This is a genomic window from Microbacterium sp. NPDC076895, from assembly GCF_040687115.1.
Lineage (GTDB): Bacteria > Actinomycetota > Actinomycetes > Actinomycetales > Microbacteriaceae > Microbacterium.
The window spans coordinates 162175-179821 of the sequence record NZ_JBFBMQ010000006.1 but is presented as its reverse complement, the minus strand read 5'-3'; the positions used below and the strand labels follow the sequence as shown (position 1 = coordinate 179821).

Below are 17647 nucleotides of genomic sequence, written 5' to 3'. Positions count from 1 at the left end.
TCTAGCTAACGGGGTAACGACGCAACCCCTATCGTTGACGGATGATCTCGGCATCCGTCGCCCTCGTGGGGGCGTTCATCTACGGAGCCGCGGACTTCTTCGGGGGGCTGGCAGCCAGACGCTTGCGCTCGATCGTCGTGACGGCGACCGCCGCCCTGAGCGGGCTCGTTGTTCTGTTCGCGTTGGTACCCCTGCTCGGGGCGACGTGGAACCTCGAGGATGTCGCCTGGGGTGCCCTCTCCGGCGTTTTCGGCGTGATCGCCATCGTCCTGCTCTACGCGTGCCTTGCGATCGGCCCCATGAGCATCCTCTCTCCCGTGACGGCGGTCACCGGGGCTATCGCACCGATGATCTGGGGTCTCACGATCGGAGGAGAGAACCTCACCATCACGGGATACGCGGGACTCGGCGTCGCCTTGGTTGCCGTTGTCCTCGTCGGGTTCATCCCCGGGCAAGGTGCCGTGAGGCCATCGGGACGCGGGCTTGTGATGGCTGTGGGATCAGGGCTCGCTATCGGGGCTTTCCTCATCGCTCTCGACCAGGCCGGCGACGACAGCGGTCTGGTGCCGATGATCGCCAACCGCGCGACGAACTCACTCATCACAACGATCGTCGTCGCGGTGATGATCATCGCCGCCGTTCGGCGCGGACAGGGCGCGGCATCCGCCGTACGGGCCGGCGGGACCGAGCTCGGCGCCACACCCACAGGTCACGCCGATCTTGAGCACGCGCGAACGAACGTGATGACCTCACCGCGATCCGGTCTTGCCGGGTGGGGGCTCGCTGTCGTGTGCGGAGTGCTCGATGTCACCGCCAATGTTCTGCTACTCGCTGCTCTGCGCCTCGGAGACCTCTCTATCGTGGCAGCGCTTACCGCGTTGTACCCGGCCGGGACGATCCTGCTCGCGGCCCTCGTGCTTCGCGAGCGCATCGCGGCCGTGCAGTGGCTGGGTCTTGCCCTGGCCCTGAGCGCCGGCGTCTTGCTGGCTCTTGCCTGAAGCAGGTTCAGCCCTCGAGGAACAGCAGTACGACAGACACGACAAGGCCAATGAGCGCGAGCGCCGCGAAACCTGCGGTCAGGCGAGCAAGCGAACGCACCAACGGCGACGTCCGAGAGACCCGGACGGTATCGTGCCGGCCGAGGCGCGCCCACACCTCAACCTCTTCGTCGTGCACAGTCGCGCCAGGCGGGAGCGGGGCTTCACCCAGGATGCCGCTCTCATCGAACCACCGCACCACCGCACCGGCGGACGTTGTTGTGACGACGCCACGCACCGGAGTCCACGATCCATCGGCGACCCAGGCGATCAACGCCGTGATCCCGAGCACCACGGCCGCACCAAGCCCGATCCAGGTATAGATCTCCAGGGCAATAGCGAGCGCGGGGGGCACCGAGGCTCCTCTTCTGTCAGAGCCACCTAAGGGAATCGTCCCCACCGCTCCTCCACCCGCCGCTGCGCGGCGCGCGGAGCCTCCGGCGGCGTGGGCCCACCCAAGGGTTCGCTCCTTTGGCGATGAACGAGAACAGACCGCCCTACGGACGGTCTCTTCTCGTTCAGAGCCACCTAAGGGAATCGAACCCTTGACCTATTCATTACGAGTGAATCGCTCTGCCGTCTGAGCTAAGGTGGCGTGATCGCTCGCGCGATGCACGATCAACGATCTTACCGTGTCCCCACCCGGCTCGTGACCACCGGTCGCTACTCGCAGACGAGTCCGTCAGGCGGCACGATGCCGTCGATGAAATACGCCTCGACGGCATCATCCACACAGGCATTGCCCTTGTTGTACCCGGTGTGCCCCTCGCCGACGCGCGTGATGAGCACGCCCGACTCGAGCTGATCGGCGAGCGCAACCGACCAGTCATACGGGGTTGCGGGGTCGCCGGTCGTCCCGATCACCACGATCGGCTCAGCTCCCGCTGCCGTGATCGGCTCGCGAACACCAGTCGGCGCATACGGCCACACCTCGCACAGGTCGACACCTTCCCAGTAGGGGGCGATGGTCGGCGCCTGCTGGGCGATAGCCGCCTGAGAGGCAGCGTGCTCGGCATCCGTCTCGTCAGCCGGGTAATCCATGCAGTTGTACGTGAGGAACGCCTCAGTCGAGTTGTCGAGATACTGGCCGTCCTGGCGGTTGTAGTAGAAGTCGGCGAGAGAGAACGCGGTGCTCGCATCGCCCTGCAGCGCGTCAGTAAGCGCCTGCGTCAGGTACGGCCAGCTCTCTTGCGCATACAGCGCGGTGACGATGGCAGTCACCAGCGAGTCGGCACCAAGCATTCGGCCGTCGCTGTTGCGGATCGGGTCACGGTCGACGCTGGCCAACAGAATCGCGAGGTCTCCCATGGCCTCATCGACCGAACCGCTGAACGGGCAATCGCTCTGACCGACGCACGAGGCCATGTAGGCACGGAGCGCGTTCTCGAAGCCGATCGCCTGTTGCGTCGACACATCCAGCCCGCTCAGCGAGGGATCGATCGCGCCGTCGAGCACGAGACGGCCGACACGATCGGGGTAATGCTTCGCGTACGTGGCGCCGAGGAACGTCCCGTACGAGTAGCCGAGGTAGTTGAGCTTCTCGTCGCCGAGAACGGCGCGCAGCAGGTCCATGTCCTGCGCCGCATTCTCTGTGGTGATGAACGGCAGGATGCCGTCGCTGTTCTGCTCGCACGCGGCAGCGAACGTCTTCTGCTGCTCGACGACGAACGCGTCCCATTCCGCAGATCGGCGCTGCCCGGGCGGGATATCGAAGACGAACGAATCCATGCCCGCGGCATCCAGGCAGGTGACGGCAGTGGATTCGCCGACGCCCCGAGGGTCGAAACCGATGACGTCGTAGTTCTCCTGCAGCGCCTCTCCGACGGCGAAGTCCAGCGAATCGCGCACGAGATCCACCCCACTCGCTCCCGGCCCGCCGGGATTGGTCAGAAGGGACCCGAGCGGATCGCCGTCGGTTGCGACGTGACGGATGACGGAGAGATCGATCGTCCCCGCCTCAGGGTCGCTCCAGTCGAGGGGGGCTGTGACGGTGGTGCAATCGAAGTCGCCACCGCAGTCGGTCCAGTCGAGCGTCTGCTGATAGAAGGGCAGCAGGTCTTCGGCTACCCCGTCGGTGATCGGCGTCGGAGAGCGGTGCGGGGCAGCGCTCTGATCCGGCATCGGGATGAGGTAGCACCCGGCGAGCGCGACAGCTGCCGCCACCGTCGTGGCGCTCACGATCAGGATGCGTCGTGCGAGGCGTGCGGTCATGGTGTCCTTCCCGACGAGACGGTGATGAGCAGGCTCTCGAGCGCGAGGGTCGGCGCGACGTTCTGTTCGAGGTTCCGGCGCGTGCGGGCGATCTCGTCGAGCACGACGAGCGTCCGCTGCGGTGACCACGCCCCCGCGAGGCCGCGGAGGTCGGTGTCCATCTCCCGGTTGATCAGGATGCTCTCCCCTGCCGCCTCGATTCTGCCGAACTGGATCATCAGAACGTCCCGGTACAGGGACTGCAGATCCGTAAGAACACGATCGATCCCGTCACGCAGGCTCCTGGTCGCGCGGCGCTTCTGATCCTCTTCGAGGGCGTTGATCTGCGCCCGGACGGCGGTGGGAATAGCGGCACCTTCCGCGATCCCGAGGGTGCGCTTCAGGCTCTCGCGTTCGGCCTCGTCTCGCTCGACGGTGAGCGCCTTGGCGTCATCCGTGGCAGCCTGGACGATACGACCCGCCACATCGACGGCATCGCCGACACTTCGGACGCTGATCGCCGCGCGCAGCGTCAGATCGCGACGGGCGCGAGCCTCGGCATCCGTGGCAAGCCGCTGCGCCATCCCGATATGCCGTTGCGCGTGCCGGGCTGACTGCTCAGCGGTGACCGGATCAGCTCCCGTGCGCTGCGCGATGAGCGCCGCCACATCAGCGACATCGGGCTCGCGCAGGCGCACCACCCGCACCCTGGAACGGATGGTGGGAAGAAGGTCGGCGTCGCTGGGTGCGCATAGCACCCACACGGTGCGCTCGGGCGGCTCTTCGAGCGCCTTCAGCAGAACGTTGGAGGTGCGCTCGGCCATGCGGTCGGCATCCTCGACGATGATCACCCGGTAGCGGCCGAGCGAGGGGGCGAAGTACGCGCGCTCAACGAGCTGGCGCGCTTCATCGATGCGGATAATGACCTGCTCAGTGCGCAGCACGGTGACATCAGGGTGAGTCCGCGCGATCACCTGGCGCATCGTCGCCTCGTCGCCGGGCTCGGCGATGAGTGCTGCCGCGAACGCCGCGGCGAGCGTCGAGCGCCCCGAGCCAGGCGGTCCGGTGATGAGCCAGGCGTGCGCGAGTGAGTCGGGGTCGGATGCCGCGGCCTGGAACTGCGCGACAGCATCGGGCTGCCCCCACACAGCGCCCCACGGCACAACCTGTTCGGGGGGCGCAGCCTGCATGCAGACCAGCGTAGCCGCGGCATCCGACGATGTGCCGTGAGCCGTCGGCACGGCCCGCGTCACAGCCCGAGCAGAGCCGTCACCCTCGCACGGACTGCCTCGGCGATCTCGCCTGCCGGGAGTGATGCATCCAGCACGAGGAAGCGCTCGGGTTCGGCGGCAGCCAGCGCGAGATACTCGGCGCGCACCCGGGCGTGGAACTCGTCGCGCTCCGCCTCGAGCCGGTCGAAGGGCTTGTCAGCAGCATCCAGCCTCGCCCGTGCTGTTGCGGGATCGAGGTCGAGCAGAACTGTCAGATCAGGCAGTAGGCCTTCGGTCGCCCACAGCGACAGGTCGCGGATCTCGTCGCGACCCAGCACGCGCCCCGCGCCCTGGTAGGCAACCGACGAGTCGAGGTAGCGGTCCTGGATGATGACCTCGCCCCGCTCCAGAGCTGGGCGCACGACGGTAGCGATGTGGTGAGCCCGGTCGGCGGCGTAGAGCAGCGCTTCGGCCCGCGGCGACACTTCGCCCCGGTGGTGCAGGACGATGTCACGGATGAGGACACCGACCTCGGTCCCGCCGGGTTCGCGCGTGCGCACCACGATGCGCCCCTCAGACTCGAGCCAGTCGCGCAGCAGGCTGGCCTGCGTCGTCTTGCCCGACCCGTCACCGCCCTCAAGGGTGATGAACAGTCCCGGTGCTGTCACTTCTTGGCCGTCGTCTTGCGGGTGGTCGTAGCGCGCTTGGTCGTGCGCTTGGGCGCCGGACCCTTCGCCCGCTTGTCGGCGAGCAACTGCACGGCGCGTTCGAACGTCACGTCGTCGACCTGTTCACCGCGCGGAATCGTCGCGTTGGTCTCACCGTCGGTGACGTACGGGCCGAACCTGCCATCGCGCAGACGGATGGGCTTGCCGCTGGTCGGGTCGGCGTCGAACTCCTTGAGCGCACTCGACGCGCGGCGGGCACCGTACTTCGGCTGGGCGTACATCTCGAGCGCTTGATCGAGCGTGATGTCGAAGATCTGTGCTTCGCTCTCGAGCGAGCGGGAGTCGGTTCCCTTCTTCAGGTAGGGACCGAACCGACCGTTTTGCGCCGTGATCTGCTCGCCCGAGGCGGGGTCCTCTCCCACGACGCGCGGCAGATCGAGCAGACGCAGCGCCGTCTCGAGGTCAATCGTGTCGACCGACATCGACCGGAACAGCGATGCCGTGCGGTTCTTGGGTGCAGCACTCTTCGCGGTGGACTTCTTGCCCTTCGCAGCGGGTGCCGGCTCGGCCGGTGCCGTCTCGAGAACTTCACCGGTCTCCGGGTCGACGACCGCCGCGGCCTCGGGCTCGGTCTCTTCGATGTAGGGGCCGAAGCGACCATCCTTGACGACGACGAGCTTGCCGTTGGCGGGGTTTTCACCGAGCACACGATTGCCCGCAACCGGCGCATCGATGAGCTCCTGCGCTTTCTCGGGTGTGAGCTCGTCGGGCGCGAGGTCGTCGGGAACGTTGACGCGGCGCGGGTCGGCATCCGGGTTCGCAGGGTCGATGACCTCGAGGTACGGTCCGTACTTGCCGACACGCAGGGTCACGGTGTCGCTGATCGGGCGCGCATTGAGTTCGCGCGCATCGATGTCGCCGAGGTTGTCGACGATATTGCGAAGCCCCACGTGGGCATCCGAGCCGTAGTAGAACTCCTTGAGCCACTCGATGCGCTTCTGCTCGCCCCGCGCGATGGCGTCGAGGTCGTCTTCGAGCGCGGCAGTGAAGTCGTAGTCGACGAGCTCAGAGAAGTGCTCTTCGAGCAGCCGCACGACGCTGAACGCGACCCAACTGGGGACGAGGGCCTGCCCCCGCTTGGTGACATACCCGCGGTCGAGGATGACGTCGATGATGCTCGCGAAGGTCGACGGGCGTCCGATGCCCTTCTCTTCGAGGGCCTTCACGAGGCTCGCCTCGGTGTAGCGGGGCTTCGGGCTCGTGGAGTGACCCTTCGGCTCGACATCCGTGAGACTCAGCACGTCGCCGACGGCAAGGGCCGGCAGCGACTGGTCGTCGGCACGGTCGGCGTCGGCCCGCTTTTCGTCGCGTCCCTCTTCGTAGGCCTCGAGGAAACCCTTGAAGGTGTAGACGGTGCCGGATGCCGTGAACTCGGCCTTCTTGCCGTCGGCCTCGAGCGCGAGAGTGACCGTGGTGGTCTCGTACTTGGCGTCCGACATCTGGCTGGCGATCGTGCGCTTCCAGATGAGGTCGTACATGCGCTCTTCGTCGCGGTCGAGCTGGCCGGTGACCTCGCTCGGGCGCCGGAAGAACTCGCCCGACGGACGGATCGCCTCGTGCGCTTCCTGCGCGTTCTTGGAGTTGTTCCGGTAGGCGCGGGGGTTCAGCGGCACTGCCTTGTCGCCGTAGAGCTCAATCGCCTGGGTACGCGCGGCAGTGACTGCCTGCGTCGAGAGGGCGGTCGAGTCGGTACGCATATAGGTGATGTAGCCCTTCTCGTACAAGCGCTGCGCAACGCTCATCGCGTGCTTCGCGCTCATCGAGAGCTTGCGACCGGCCTCCTGCTGCAGCGTGGAGGTCGTGAACGGCGGCTTGGGGCTGCGGGTTCCGGGCTTTGCGTCAAGGGCCGTGACGGATGCCTCGGCCGCGGCCTCGACGGCAGCTGCCAACGCTCGCGCGGCTGCTTCGTCGAGGACGACGACGGCCTTTTTGAGCTGCCCCTTGTCATCGAAGTCGGTACCGCGCGCAAGGGAGGCGCCGTCGATGCGCGCGAGGCGCGTCGTGAACGAGGAGCCGCTCTTACCGGCGAGAGCTTCGACGTCCCAGTAGTCGGCGGCGACGAACGCCATCCGCTCGCGCTCGCGCTCGACGACCATGCGGGTGGCAGCGGACTGCACGCGGCCGGCAGAGAGCGCGGCGCCTTCGCGGCCCGAGCCGACCTTGCGCCACAGCACCGGCGAGACATCCCACCCGTACAGGCGGTCGAGCACACGCCGCGTCTCCTGCGCGTCGACCAGGGCGAGATCGAGGTCCCGGGTCTTGTCGACGGCGGCGCGGATCGCGTCCTTCGTGATCTCGTGGAAGACCATGCGCTTGACGGGAACCTTGGGCTTGAGCACCTCGAGCAGGTGCCACGCGATGGCTTCGCCCTCGCGGTCCTCATCTGTTGCGAGCAGCACTTCGTCGGCATCCTTGAGGGCACGCTTGAGCTCGGCGACGGTCTTGGTCTTGCGGTCGCTGATGACGTAGTAGGGGTCGAAGTCGTTGTCGACGTCGATCGAGTACTTCCCGTAGGCCTGCTTCTTCTCGGCAGGAATGTCCTTCTTGCTCGCGAGGTCGCGGATGTGTCCCACCGAGCTGAGCACCTCGTACCCGTCGCCGAGGTATCCCTGGATCGACTTCATCTTCGTCGGGGACTCGACGATGACAAGCTTCTTGCCTGTGGCCAACGAAAGCTTCCTTTCTTCGATGCACACCATACACACACGGCGACACAGCGAAGGCTGAGAGCAGCAAGCCAGCACCCCCACGCGACTCCGTCGGGCCCTACGGCGGCGGGCCGGCGCGGGCTGTTGCGGTGACTTCGAACGCACCGAAGGGAACCGAGACCGAGACTGTCGCGATGAGCTCAGCGAGTTCACACGCGTGCGCTCGTGCCCCCATCGCCGAGGCCACCTCGGCTGCGCGGTCGCAGGGCACGCCGAGGACCGCGCCGGATGCAGCATCCGCCGCCGCGAGCGCGGCCGCGTCAGCAGCGCCGGCCACGCGTTGGGCGACGACGGATGCCGCGCCCATTCCCGCAGCGGCCACGATCACCGCAGCACCGATCGCCGCAATGCCCGCCGAGGCAACGGTGCCCGCCATCACCAGCCATCCGCGAGGGCACAGCCGCGCGCGCTGACGGGAATCCCGGAAACCGTGCGTGCCGCGGTCACGCACACCAGGTCTCCCTCGTCGCTGATCTCCACGGACGCGCCGGGCACGGCTGCCTGCACGACGGCACTCACGCGCGCCCCGCCCTCACCCCGGGAGGCGAGTCTGGCAGCGTCGGCGACGGCATCCTGAAGCAGGATCTGCCGCCCGGCCGCGCCGAGCATCCCGACGGCGAGTAGAACAACGACCGCGACAGCCGTCATCGCGATCGCGAACTCGGCGGCGACCGACCCGCGATCACCGCCGAGCCCGTCGCGGATCATTCGACGCTGAGCGCGCGGCGCACCAGGTCGGTGAGGATGCCGCGCACCTCGTCCGAGCGCATGATCACGACCAGCAGGCCGGCGAAGGCGACCGCCGCCATCGTGGCAATCGCGTACTCCGCAGTGGCGGCGCCGGTCTCGTCCAGAAACAGCTCGCGCGCAGTACGCGAGGTCAAACGGGGCAGCGGGGACATGGGTTCTCCAATCGGTTGAGGCGGTGGGCACGGGGGATGGGCACGGTCAGGGAAGTGGAAGTGACACGGACGGCAGGATGCTGAGGAACATCGGCGCGACGCCCAGGCACAGGAAGGCAGGGAGCGTGCAGATGCCGAGCGGCAGGAGCAGCTTCGTCGACAGGCGAGCTGCCCGCAGGCGCCCGTCGACCCGCGCACGGTGACGGTCCAGCGCAGCAGCCGAGCGCAGCAACTCGACGGCCGGTACTCCCGCCGCCTCGGAAAGGAGGAGTGTGTCCCGGACCGCCACGGAATCGTCGGCATCCTCGCCACGCGCTGCGTCAACGAGCGTTCTGGCCCGCGACACCGACACGCCGCCACTGAGCGCTATCGCGGTGAGGTCGGCATCCATTCCCGGCATCGCGGCATCTCGGTGAGCGGCGAGCGCCAGCCGCGATGTCCAGCGTCGTCCCGCGATGAGCAGGCCGATGCCGACCGCGGCGCATGCCCATCCTGCCGGCTCACGCAGCAGGGTTCCGAGGGGATCGAATCCGAGGGCGAATGCGAGACCGATACCGACAGCCGGAAGCCAGCCCAGCAGTCGCGCCGTCGACGTCGGCTCGGCGAGGGCGACCCGGATCTCATCGGCTGACTCCGCGGTATCCCGCAGCACATCAGCGAAGGAACGGAGCGCGGGCGCCAACGGCGCCCCAACCGTCGTCGCGATGGACCACGCAGCAGCCACCTCTCGCCACATCCGTCGCTCGCGTTCCTGGACCGACTCCCCCACTGCATCGGCTCGCGTGAGGCGGAATCTGCGGCGTCGCTCTGGCGCGGGCTCGGCAGCCAAACTAGCGATCGCGCTGTCGAGCCGGGTACCACCGGCAGCCGCATGGACGACGCGCGACGCCTGCTCGTCCCCTTGCCGGGCCAGATGATCCCACGCACGGGCCGGAGTGACCCCAGCCTCGAGGAGCACCGCGATGCGGAGCACTGTCTCGGCTACCCGGGTCGTCATAACTCCTCCTCTATATGGAGACGACCGTCCGGACCGAGCGTGGGGTGACCGAGCGCGCCAATGCGGCGTCTGCCGTCGCGATCGCGGGTGACGTGGATGACGACGCCGATCGCACTGGTGACCTGCCGTGCGAGCGCGTGGTCGGTGAGGCCCGCGAGCGCGCCGAGCGCCTCGAGCCGAGCTGGGACATCGGCGAGGCTGTTGGCGTGCACCGTGCCGGCACCACCATCGTGACCGGTATTGAGCGCCGACAGCAGCTCGCGGATCTCCTCGCCGCGGCACTCCCCTACGACGAGTCGGTCCGGTCTCATCCGGAGCGCTTCGCGCACGAGGCGAGCGAGGCTGATCCCGCCGGCCCCCTCAAGGTTCGGTTGTCGCGCTTCGAGGCGTACGTGGTGAGGATGCTCGAGACGCAACTCGGCGACATCCTCGATCGTGAGGATGCGTTCGTCGCGCCCGGCCTCAGACAGAAGAGCTGACAGCAGTGTCGTCTTTCCCGCCCCCGCAGCTCCCGTGACCAGCACGTTCTCTCGGGCGCCCACGATCTCTCGCAGCCGGTCGCCGACGTCGGCATCGAACATGCCGCGCCGACCGAGCTCAGCCAGCGTGATCGATTCCAGGCGTGGAACGCGAATCGACACGAGCGTCCCGCTGACCGAGACCGGAGGAAGGACGGCGTGCACCCGCACACCGCCATCAAGCCTCACGTCAACGCAGGGGTGCGATTCGTCGATGTGCCGACCACCCGCCGCGATCAGGGAGACTGCCAGATCCCGCGCGTCGGTATCGGCAAGTTCGATGCCTGCCGCGCGACGCGGCCCCTGCCCTCGGTCGACGAACACTGCTGGTCCGTTCACGAAGACGTCAGTGGTCTCGGGGTCCTCCAGGTGGGGACGCAGCAGATCCAGTGACGGATGACGCAGCCACTCGGCTCCGCGCAGAGTCTCGCCCACCCGCACTCGGGGCGCACCGCCTCCTGCGCGCCCGGTGACGGACGGCGGAAGCGGTACGAAGAGGTCAGGCATGCCTCGACGGTAGGCATCCGGTTCCTCGCAGCCGACGCGCCAGCGCGAGAGCGCGGGTAAACGCATCGACCAGGCGAACTGGGGAGGAACGCTGCCCGGGCGACAGGAAAAAGCCCTCAGCACAAAAGAGGGCGGCATCCCATCGGGGGAGAGGGATGCCGCCGTGCGACACCGTTATCGGGGGTGGTCGGTGCCGCGATGCCAGAATCAGATGTTCGGCCGCGCACAAGCATACGCAACGAAAGGGACCGTCACAATCCGTTGTGGAGAATCTACATCCCCACTTCCGGAGGTAGTGTGCCCGTGCGGTGCTGACTAGCCTTTCGCTAGCTCTCGAGACGAGACGAATCTCGAGAACCCCTCCAGCCCGCGAAGGAGCGAGCCGAATGAGCAGTCAGATTGACCACCTGCTGAACGAGACCCGACGATTTGCCCCGTCCGCCGCGTTCGCCGAGAACGCGATCGGTGGCGCCGAGCTGTACCAGCGCGCCGCTGACGATCGCGAGGGGTTCTGGGCAGAGCAGGCGCGCGAGCTGCACTGGCACACGCCGTTCACTGAGGTGCTCGACTGGTCGAATCCTCCGTTCGCGACCTGGTTCGCGGATGGCAAGCTCAACGTCGCCTACAACTGCCTCGACCGGCATGTCGAAGCCGGCAACGGTGATCGGGTAGCGCTGCTGTGGGAGGGCGAGCCCGGCGACACGCGCCGCGTCACCTACGCCGAGTTGACCGACGAGGTCAAGCGCCTCGCCAACGTCCTCGAGGGACTCGGGGTCAGCGCGGGCGACCGGGTAGCGATCTACATGCCGATGATTCCCGAGTCGGTAGCCGCCATGCTCGCCGTCGCGCGAATCGGCGCCGTCCACTCAGTCGTGTTCGGCGGTTTCTCAGCCGACAGCCTGCGGGCGCGCATCGACGACGCCGGCGCCAAGGTCGTCATTACCGCCGACGGCGGCTACCGCAAGGGCAAGGTGTCGGCGCTCAAGTCAGCCGTCGACGCCGCCCTCAGTGACCGCGGAGCGGGGGAGCAAGAGACCGTCGAGCACGTGCTGGTCGTTCGCCGCGGCGAGAACCCGGTCGAATGGACCGAGGGCAGGGACATCTGGTGGCACAACGCCGTGCCTGCGGCATCCGCCGACCACGAGGCAAGGCCCTTCCCGTCCGAGAACCCCCTCTTCATCCTCTACACCTCCGGCACCACCGGGAAGCCGAAGGGGATCCTCCACACCTCGGGCGGCTACCTGACGCAGACCGCCTTCACGAACCGCGTCGTCCACGACCTGCACCCCGAGACCGATGTGTATTGGTGCACCGCCGACATCGGGTGGATCACCGGCCACAGCTACGTCACGTACGGTCCGCTCGCCAACGGCGCGACGCAGGTCCTGTATGAGGGAACACCCGACAGCCCGCATCCGGCTCGGTGGTGGGAGCTTGTCGAGAAGTACGGCGTGACGATCCTCTACACCGCGCCCACGGCGATCCGTTCGTTCATGAAGATCGGACGCACCGCGGTGCAGAAGTTCGATCTGTCCAGCATCCGTCTGCTCGGCTCGGTGGGTGAGCCGATCAACCCCGAGGCGTGGATGTGGTACCGCGAGGTCATCGGTGGCGATGCCGCACCAATCGTCGACACGTGGTGGCAGACCGAGACTGGCGCGATCATGATCTCGGCGCTGCCCGGCGTCACCGAGGCGAAGCCCGGAAGCGCGCAGGTTCCGCTGCCAGGAATCGGTGTGGATGTCGTCGATGAGTCCGGCGAGCACGTCGGCAACGGAAACGGCGGGCTGCTGGTGCTCACCGAACCGTGGCCCAGCATGCTGCGCGGCATCTGGGGCGACCCGGAGCGGTTCGTCGAAACCTACTGGGAGAAGTTCCGCGATCAGGGCTACTTCTTCGCAGGCGACGGCGCGCGCCTGGACGAGGACGGCGACGTATGGCTGCTCGGCCGCGTGGATGACGTCATGAACGTCTCGGGTCACCGGCTGTCGACGGCAGAGATCGAGTCGGCCCTCGTCGCGCACGAGGCCACGGCTGAGGCGGCAGTGGTCGGGGCATCCGATGAGACCACCGGTCAGGCGGTCGTCGCGTTCGTCATCCTCAAAGAGAGCTTCCTCAAGACGCACTCCCCGGAGGGTCTTGCGGCGCAGCTGCGCAGCTGGGTTGCCGAACAGATCGGCCCGATCGCCCGCCCCCGCGACATCTACATCGTCGGCGAGCTACCCAAGACCCGGTCGGGCAAGATCATGCGTCGCCTCTTGCGCGATGTGGCAGAGGGCCGCGAGGTCGGCGACACCACGACCCTGGCCGACACCGCTGTTATGTCGGTCATCTCCGCGCAGGTGCGCTGAGTTCGGCATCCGGGCTGAGTCTCGGCATCCGCGAGGTAGGAGAAATCCGCTAGGTAGGACGTTTCAGACGCGAAAGGTCCTACCCTGCGGAGAACTCCTGCGCTCGAGCGCGAGGCTCAGGCGAGGGTGAAGATGACCTCGACCTCGACGGGGCTGTCCAGCGGCAGCACCGGAACGCCGACCGCTGAGCGCGCGTGGCGGCCCGCGTCGCCGAAGACCTCGCCGAGCAGTTCGCTCGCGCCGTTGATGACACCGGGCTGCCCGGTGAACTCGGGAACGGATGCCACGAAGCCGGTCACCTTGAGCACGCCGGTGAGCTTGTCCACGCCGCCCGCTGCAGCGGCTGCGGCAGCGATCGCGTTGAGCGCGGACTGTCGAGCGTAGGATGCGGCATCCGACGCCGGAACGAGCCCGTGGCCGTCGCCGACCTTGCCAGTGGCCGGCAGCGCACCCGAAACGAAGGGGAGCTGACCGGCGGTGTAGACGAGGTCGCCGTGGACCTTCGCGGGGATGTACGCGGCTACGGGTGGGGCGATCTGAGGAAGATCGATGCCGAGCTCTGCAAGGCGGGTGGATACGCTCATCGGGTCACTCTCCGAACTGCTGGGCGGCAACAGCTGCCGCATCGAGGCCGGCGTTGGCTGCTCCCCCGCCGGTAGGACGCTTGAAGTATCCGACGAGGCCACCCTCGGGACCGGGCACGACCTGCACGAGTTCCCACCCCTGCTTGCCCCAGTTGTTGAGGATCGCGGCGGTGTTGTGGATCAGCAGCGGCGTGGTCATGTACTCCCACGTGATCATCGGGGCTCCCGGGTGGTCGGTGACGGCGAGGGAACGGATGCCTCCCTGCGGCCTCGACCTGGCGGGCGCGCGCGAAGCTGTCGAGCCTTCGCACAGGAAGCTCCCTTAGCATCAAGCCTATGCCTGAAACGAAACGAACGGCTGGCGGTGTGCTCGGCGGCCTCCTCGGTGTGGTCGGCCTCAGCGCCGTCGCCGGGGTCCTCGTTGCCGCTACCGTGACGCCGGCGATCGCCATTTCTGGTGCCGCTGCATCCAGCGCGATCACGCTTTTCGACAATCTTCCCAGCGCGCTCGAGATCGACGAGCTGATGCTGCCGACGACCTTCTACTGGATGAACTACGACACGGGCGAGTACGAGGTCATGACGCAGTTCTATGACCAGAACCGCGATCCGGTGACCTTCGATGAGATCGCGCCCGTCATGTACGACGCGATCCTCTCGAGCGAAGACAAGAACTTCTACTCGCATGGCGGCGTCGATCTCGTCGGCACCGCGCGCGCCGTCATCTCCGGCGGCGAGCAGGGCGGTGGGTCATCCATCAGCCAGCAGTACGTGAAGAACATCCTCATCCAGAAGTGCGAGGCCGAGGTCGGCACCGGCGACAACGCCGACATGACGCAGGACGAGAAGGATGCCGCCAAGAAGGCATGTTTCGACGATGCGACCGTCGCGAGCGGCGTCGAGGGCTACCAGCGCAAGCTGCAAGAGATGCGCTACGCGATCGCACTCGAACAGAAGTACTCGAAGGACGAGATCCTGCTCGGCTACCTCAACATCGCGAACTTCGGCGGCCAGAACTACGGAATTGGAGCCGCCGCGCATTACTACTTCGGCGTGAGCCCCGCCGATCTGACGCTCGGCCAGGCCGCGGCGTTGGCCGGCATGGTGCAGACCCCGAACCTGTACCGCCTCGACCGGCCAGATGGGTCCTGGACCGACAAGGACGGCAATCCGATCAACAGCGCTGCTGACGGCTATTCGCTGACCAAGGACCGACAGACCTACGTGCTGACCCGGATGCTCGCCGACGGCAAGATCACTCAAGAGGAGTACGACGCCGCGGTTGCCGAGCCGATCACACCGAACATTACTCCGGCAAGCACCGGCTGCGGCGTCGTTCCTGGAAAGGCCGCGTACTTCTGCCAGTACGCGCGCGGAATCATGGAGAACGACGACGCCTTCGGTGCAACGAAGGAGGAGCGAACGAAGCTGCTCAAGCAGGGCGGCCTCAACGTCTACCTGACGATCGACCGACGCCTCCAGGCAGCAGCCGAACAGGCGATGACGGAGAACGTGCAGACCTCGATCGAGGGCTATACCAGCGCCGAGACGGGGCGCCTTGGCGCTGCGACCACAAGCATCGAGACCAAGACCGGCCGCATCCTCGAGATCACGCAGAACACGAACTTCAGCGAGACGATCACCGACGACCCGAACTACTCATCCCTGGTCTACGCGGGAAACCTCAAGTACGGCGGTTCCACCGGGTTCGAGGGTGGATCGACATTCAAGGTCTTCACCCTTTTGGAGTGGCTGCAAGAGGGTCACTCAGTCAACGAGGTCCTGAACGGCAATGTGCAGGTCTTCAAGACCTTCCGCAACAGCTGCTTCGGCGACATCACCAACAACACGACACTGATCAACAACTTCGCGAAGGGTTCCGGCTACGTAGGAACGCCCATGCGCTTCACCGCAGACTCGCTCAACACCGGATTCCTGGCGATGGCCTCGAAGCTCGATCTCTGCGGCATCGAGAAGACCGCCGCGAAGATGGGTGTCGTACGCGGAGACGGGAGCCCTGTCGAAGTGCGTGTGCCGTTCCAGGTGCTCGGCTCGAACAACATTGCGCCGATCGACGTCGCCGCAGCGTACGCGACGATTGCAAACAACGGTGTTTACTGCACGCCGAAGGCAATCGACCGCATCACTGATGCCAACGGCAACGAGGTAGCGCTGCCGGCCGCGTCGTGCACCCAGGTGCTGGAGCCGAACATCGCCGCGACAGCCGCCTACGCACTGCAAGGGGTTATGACCAACGGTTCGGGCCGCGCATCAAACCCGTATGACGGCACGCCGATCCTCGGCAAGACCGGTACGCACGAGGCGAAGCAGACGTGGCTTGTCGGGTCGAGCACGAATGTCACGACCGCCGTCTGGGTCGGCAACTCCGTCGGCGACGCCGACGTCAGCCGCTGGCCGTGGAACCACCTCTACACGAGGCACTCCGTAGCAAAGCCCATCTTGCGGGCCGCTGATGCCCTCTACGGCGGAGACGGGTTCCCCGCACCCGACCCGAACCTCACCAAGACCGTCCTGTACGACCTGCCGAACGTGGTCGGCCAGAGCGTCGAGGCAGCGACCAAGACGCTCGAGGATGCCGGATTCGAAGTCGTCGTGGGAGACCCCGTCGACTCGACCGAGGGTTCCGGAATCGTCGCACAGCAGGATCCCGGCGCAGGAAAGGTCGCGGGCGGCACCGTCGTCACGCTTCGTCCCAGCAACGGTCAGGGCGTGGCGGTCCCCGGAGTATCGGGCTTGAGCATCAGCGAGGCTCAGTCACGCCTCGCGGGCGCGGGACTCAACAGCACTGCCGGAAGCTGCCCGACCCCAGGCTCTACCGCGAAGGCGACGGGAACGAACCCGGGCGAGGGATCCGTCGTAGGGCGCGGATCGACCGTAAACATCACCGTGACCTGCTCGGCACCGCCCGCACCGGCACCGAGCCCGTGAGTTCAGCGCTCGGACGCGCCGCCCTCACGACCTTCGGGGTCGTGGGGGCGGTCGGCGTCGGCACCGCCATCTGGGGCATGGGGGTCGAACGCTACCTCTACACGGTGCGCCATCATGAGGTGCGCATCTTGCCCGCAGGCTCCGCTCCGCTTCGAATCCTGCACCTCTCCGACATCCACATGGCACCGTGGCAGCGCCGCAAGCAGCGCTGGCTCGCGGGGCTTGCCGACGAACTCCGCCCTGACCTCGTCGTGAACACCGGCGACAACCTCGGCCACGCGGAAGGGCTGACCGGCGTTCGCGCCGCGCTCGACCCGCTGCGCGGCATCCCGGGCGTCTACGTGCACGGATCGAACGATCACGACGCCCCGCTCCCCCGCAACCCGCTGCGTTATTTCTCGGGCCCCTCAACGTCGATACCGAGGCCCGACCGCCTGGATGTCGGAGCGCTCGACGACTACCTGCAGAGCACGCTCGGCTGGCACGAGCTGAACAATGCCGCCGCATCCTTCGCCGTGGACGGGCACGCCATCGCAGCCTTCGGCGTCAGCGATGCCCACCGGCACTGGGACCGCCTCGATGTCCTCCCACCGCTCGTGGCCGACCTGAAGGCGCAATCTCCCGAGCTCACGATCGGCGTCAGCCACGCGCCTTACCGTCGTGTGCTCGATTCCTTCACGGGGCTCGGCGCCGACATGATCTTCGCGGGACACACCCACGGCGGCCAGGTACGGATGCCGGGATTCGGCGCCCTGGTGGCCAACTGCGACATCCCGCTCGATCAGGCCCGGGGGCTAAGCGCCTGGACCAACGACGGACGCTCGGTACCGCTGAACGTCAGCGCCGGCGTCGGTCATTCGATCTACGCGCCGGTGCGCTTCGCCTGCCGGCCGGAGGTCTCGCTGATCACTCTCACCGCGGATACCGACGGCGGTTCGGGCGGTGCACCCTGATCGGGTAGACTC

Annotated in this window: 16 protein-coding genes and 1 tRNA gene; 4 read left to right on the top strand and 13 right to left on the bottom strand. The window is 67.0% G+C overall.

Annotated elements, in window-relative coordinates; translation table 11 throughout:
• Positions 1-41: 41 nt before the first annotated feature.
• The gene (locus tag AB0O89_RS07440) at positions 42-998 is read left to right on the top strand and encodes an EamA family transporter (protein ID WP_363495731.1); all 957 of its coding nucleotides are present in this window, start codon (positions 42-44) and stop codon (positions 996-998) included.
• 7 nt (positions 999-1005) lie between these two features.
• Here the strand turns inward: AB0O89_RS07440 and AB0O89_RS07435 are convergent, their stop codons facing one another.
• From AB0O89_RS07435 to AB0O89_RS07385, 11 genes are all read right to left on the bottom strand, one after another.
• Positions 1006-1392: a hypothetical protein gene (locus AB0O89_RS07435; RefSeq protein WP_363495728.1), complete on the bottom strand. Its 387-nt coding sequence runs from the start codon at positions 1390-1392 to the stop codon at positions 1006-1008.
• A 167-nt stretch (positions 1393-1559) separates the two neighbouring features.
• A tRNA-Thr gene (locus AB0O89_RS07430) sits at positions 1560-1632 on the bottom strand.
• A 68-nt stretch (positions 1633-1700) separates the two neighbouring features.
• Positions 1701-3248, bottom strand: a complete 1548-nt coding sequence (locus AB0O89_RS07425) for an alpha/beta hydrolase (RefSeq protein ID WP_363495725.1) — start codon at positions 3246-3248, stop codon at positions 1701-1703.
• Positions 3245-4417, bottom strand: coding sequence for a DNA polymerase III subunit delta' (locus AB0O89_RS07420; protein ID WP_363495722.1), 1173 nt, complete (start codon positions 4415-4417; stop codon positions 3245-3247). The genes AB0O89_RS07425 and AB0O89_RS07420 overlap by 4 nt, the downstream gene beginning before the upstream one ends.
• A 59-nt stretch (positions 4418-4476) precedes the next feature.
• The gene (gene tmk, locus AB0O89_RS07415; protein ID WP_363495719.1) at positions 4477-5106 is read right to left on the bottom strand and encodes a dTMP kinase; all 630 of its coding nucleotides are present in this window, start codon (positions 5104-5106) and stop codon (positions 4477-4479) included.
• Entirely contained in the window at positions 5103-7835 is a 2733-nt protein-coding gene (topA, locus tag AB0O89_RS07410; RefSeq protein ID WP_363495716.1) for a type I DNA topoisomerase, read from the bottom strand. Before topA ends, tmk begins: the two co-directional genes overlap by 4 nt.
• 97 nt (positions 7836-7932) lie before the next feature.
• Positions 7933-8250, bottom strand: a complete 318-nt coding sequence (locus tag AB0O89_RS07405) for a helicase (protein WP_363495713.1) — start codon at positions 8248-8250, stop codon at positions 7933-7935.
• Entirely contained in the window at positions 8250-8582 is a 333-nt protein-coding gene (locus AB0O89_RS07400) for a TadE family type IV pilus minor pilin (RefSeq protein WP_363495710.1), read from the bottom strand. Before AB0O89_RS07400 ends, AB0O89_RS07405 begins: the two co-directional genes overlap by 1 nt.
• A complete protein-coding gene (locus AB0O89_RS07395) occupies positions 8579-8776 on the bottom strand; it encodes a DUF4244 domain-containing protein (protein WP_292710230.1) in 198 nt (65 codons plus the stop codon). Before AB0O89_RS07395 ends, AB0O89_RS07400 begins: the two co-directional genes overlap by 4 nt.
• Before the next feature lie 46 nt (positions 8777-8822).
• Positions 8823-9773, bottom strand: coding sequence for a type II secretion system F family protein (locus AB0O89_RS07390; RefSeq protein WP_363495706.1), 951 nt, complete (start codon positions 9771-9773; stop codon positions 8823-8825).
• The gene (locus tag AB0O89_RS07385; RefSeq protein ID WP_363495703.1) at positions 9770-10798 is read right to left on the bottom strand and encodes a TadA family conjugal transfer-associated ATPase; all 1029 of its coding nucleotides are present in this window, start codon (positions 10796-10798) and stop codon (positions 9770-9772) included. The genes AB0O89_RS07390 and AB0O89_RS07385 overlap by 4 nt, the downstream gene beginning before the upstream one ends.
• A 386-nt stretch (positions 10799-11184) precedes the next feature.
• Between AB0O89_RS07385 and acs the strand changes: the two genes are divergently transcribed.
• Positions 11185-13149: an acetate--CoA ligase gene (gene acs, locus AB0O89_RS07380; RefSeq protein ID WP_363495700.1), complete on the top strand. Its 1965-nt coding sequence runs from the start codon at positions 11185-11187 to the stop codon at positions 13147-13149.
• A 116-nt stretch (positions 13150-13265) separates the two neighbouring features.
• Here the strand turns inward: acs and AB0O89_RS07375 are convergent, their stop codons facing one another.
• A complete protein-coding gene (locus AB0O89_RS07375) occupies positions 13266-13733 on the bottom strand; it encodes a RidA family protein (protein WP_300592760.1) in 468 nt (155 codons plus the stop codon).
• 4 nt (positions 13734-13737) lie between these two features.
• On the bottom strand, positions 13738-13950 hold the full coding sequence (locus AB0O89_RS07370; RefSeq protein WP_228178003.1) for a DUF4177 domain-containing protein: 213 nt from the start codon (positions 13948-13950) through the stop codon (positions 13738-13740).
• Positions 13951-14069: 119 nt separating this feature from the next.
• Between AB0O89_RS07370 and AB0O89_RS07365 the strand changes: the two genes are divergently transcribed.
• On the top strand, positions 14070-16682 hold the full coding sequence (locus AB0O89_RS07365; RefSeq protein WP_363495696.1) for a transglycosylase domain-containing protein: 2613 nt from the start codon (positions 14070-14072) through the stop codon (positions 16680-16682).
• On the top strand, positions 16679-17635 hold the full coding sequence (locus AB0O89_RS07360; RefSeq protein WP_363495692.1) for a metallophosphoesterase: 957 nt from the start codon (positions 16679-16681) through the stop codon (positions 17633-17635). The genes AB0O89_RS07365 and AB0O89_RS07360 overlap by 4 nt, the downstream gene beginning before the upstream one ends.
• Positions 17636-17647: the final 12 nt, after the last annotated feature.

Bases quoted from the DNA above. Each gene is read 5' to 3' on its own strand.
- AB0O89_RS07440 (WP_363495731.1), top strand. From the start codon at position 42: ATGATCTCGGCATCCGTCGCCCTCGTGGGGGCGTTCATCTACGGAGCC.
- AB0O89_RS07425 (WP_363495725.1), bottom strand. From the start codon at position 3,248: ATGACCGCACGCCTCGCACGACGCATCCTGATCGTGAGCGCCACGACG.
- AB0O89_RS07420 (WP_363495722.1), bottom strand. From the start codon at position 4,417: ATGCAGGCTGCGCCCCCCGAACAGGTTGTGCCGTGGGGCGCTGTGTGG.
- AB0O89_RS07405 (WP_363495713.1), bottom strand. From the start codon at position 8,250: ATGGCGGGCACCGTTGCCTCGGCGGGCATTGCGGCGATCGGTGCTGCG.
- AB0O89_RS07400 (WP_363495710.1), bottom strand. From the start codon at position 8,582: ATGATCCGCGACGGGCTCGGCGGTGATCGCGGGTCGGTCGCCGCCGAG.
- AB0O89_RS07395 (WP_292710230.1), bottom strand. From the start codon at position 8,776: ATGTCCCCGCTGCCCCGTTTGACCTCGCGTACTGCGCGCGAGCTGTTT.
- AB0O89_RS07390 (WP_363495706.1), bottom strand. From the start codon at position 9,773: ATGACGACCCGGGTAGCCGAGACAGTGCTCCGCATCGCGGTGCTCCTC.
- AB0O89_RS07385 (WP_363495703.1), bottom strand. From the start codon at position 10,798: ATGCCTGACCTCTTCGTACCGCTTCCGCCGTCCGTCACCGGGCGCGCA.
- acs (WP_363495700.1), top strand. From the start codon at position 11,185: ATGAGCAGTCAGATTGACCACCTGCTGAACGAGACCCGACGATTTGCC.
- AB0O89_RS07375 (WP_300592760.1), bottom strand. From the start codon at position 13,733: ATGAGCGTATCCACCCGCCTTGCAGAGCTCGGCATCGATCTTCCTCAG.
- AB0O89_RS07370 (WP_228178003.1), bottom strand. From the start codon at position 13,950: ATGATCACGTGGGAGTACATGACCACGCCGCTGCTGATCCACAACACC.
- AB0O89_RS07365 (WP_363495696.1), top strand. From the start codon at position 14,070: ATGCCTGAAACGAAACGAACGGCTGGCGGTGTGCTCGGCGGCCTCCTC.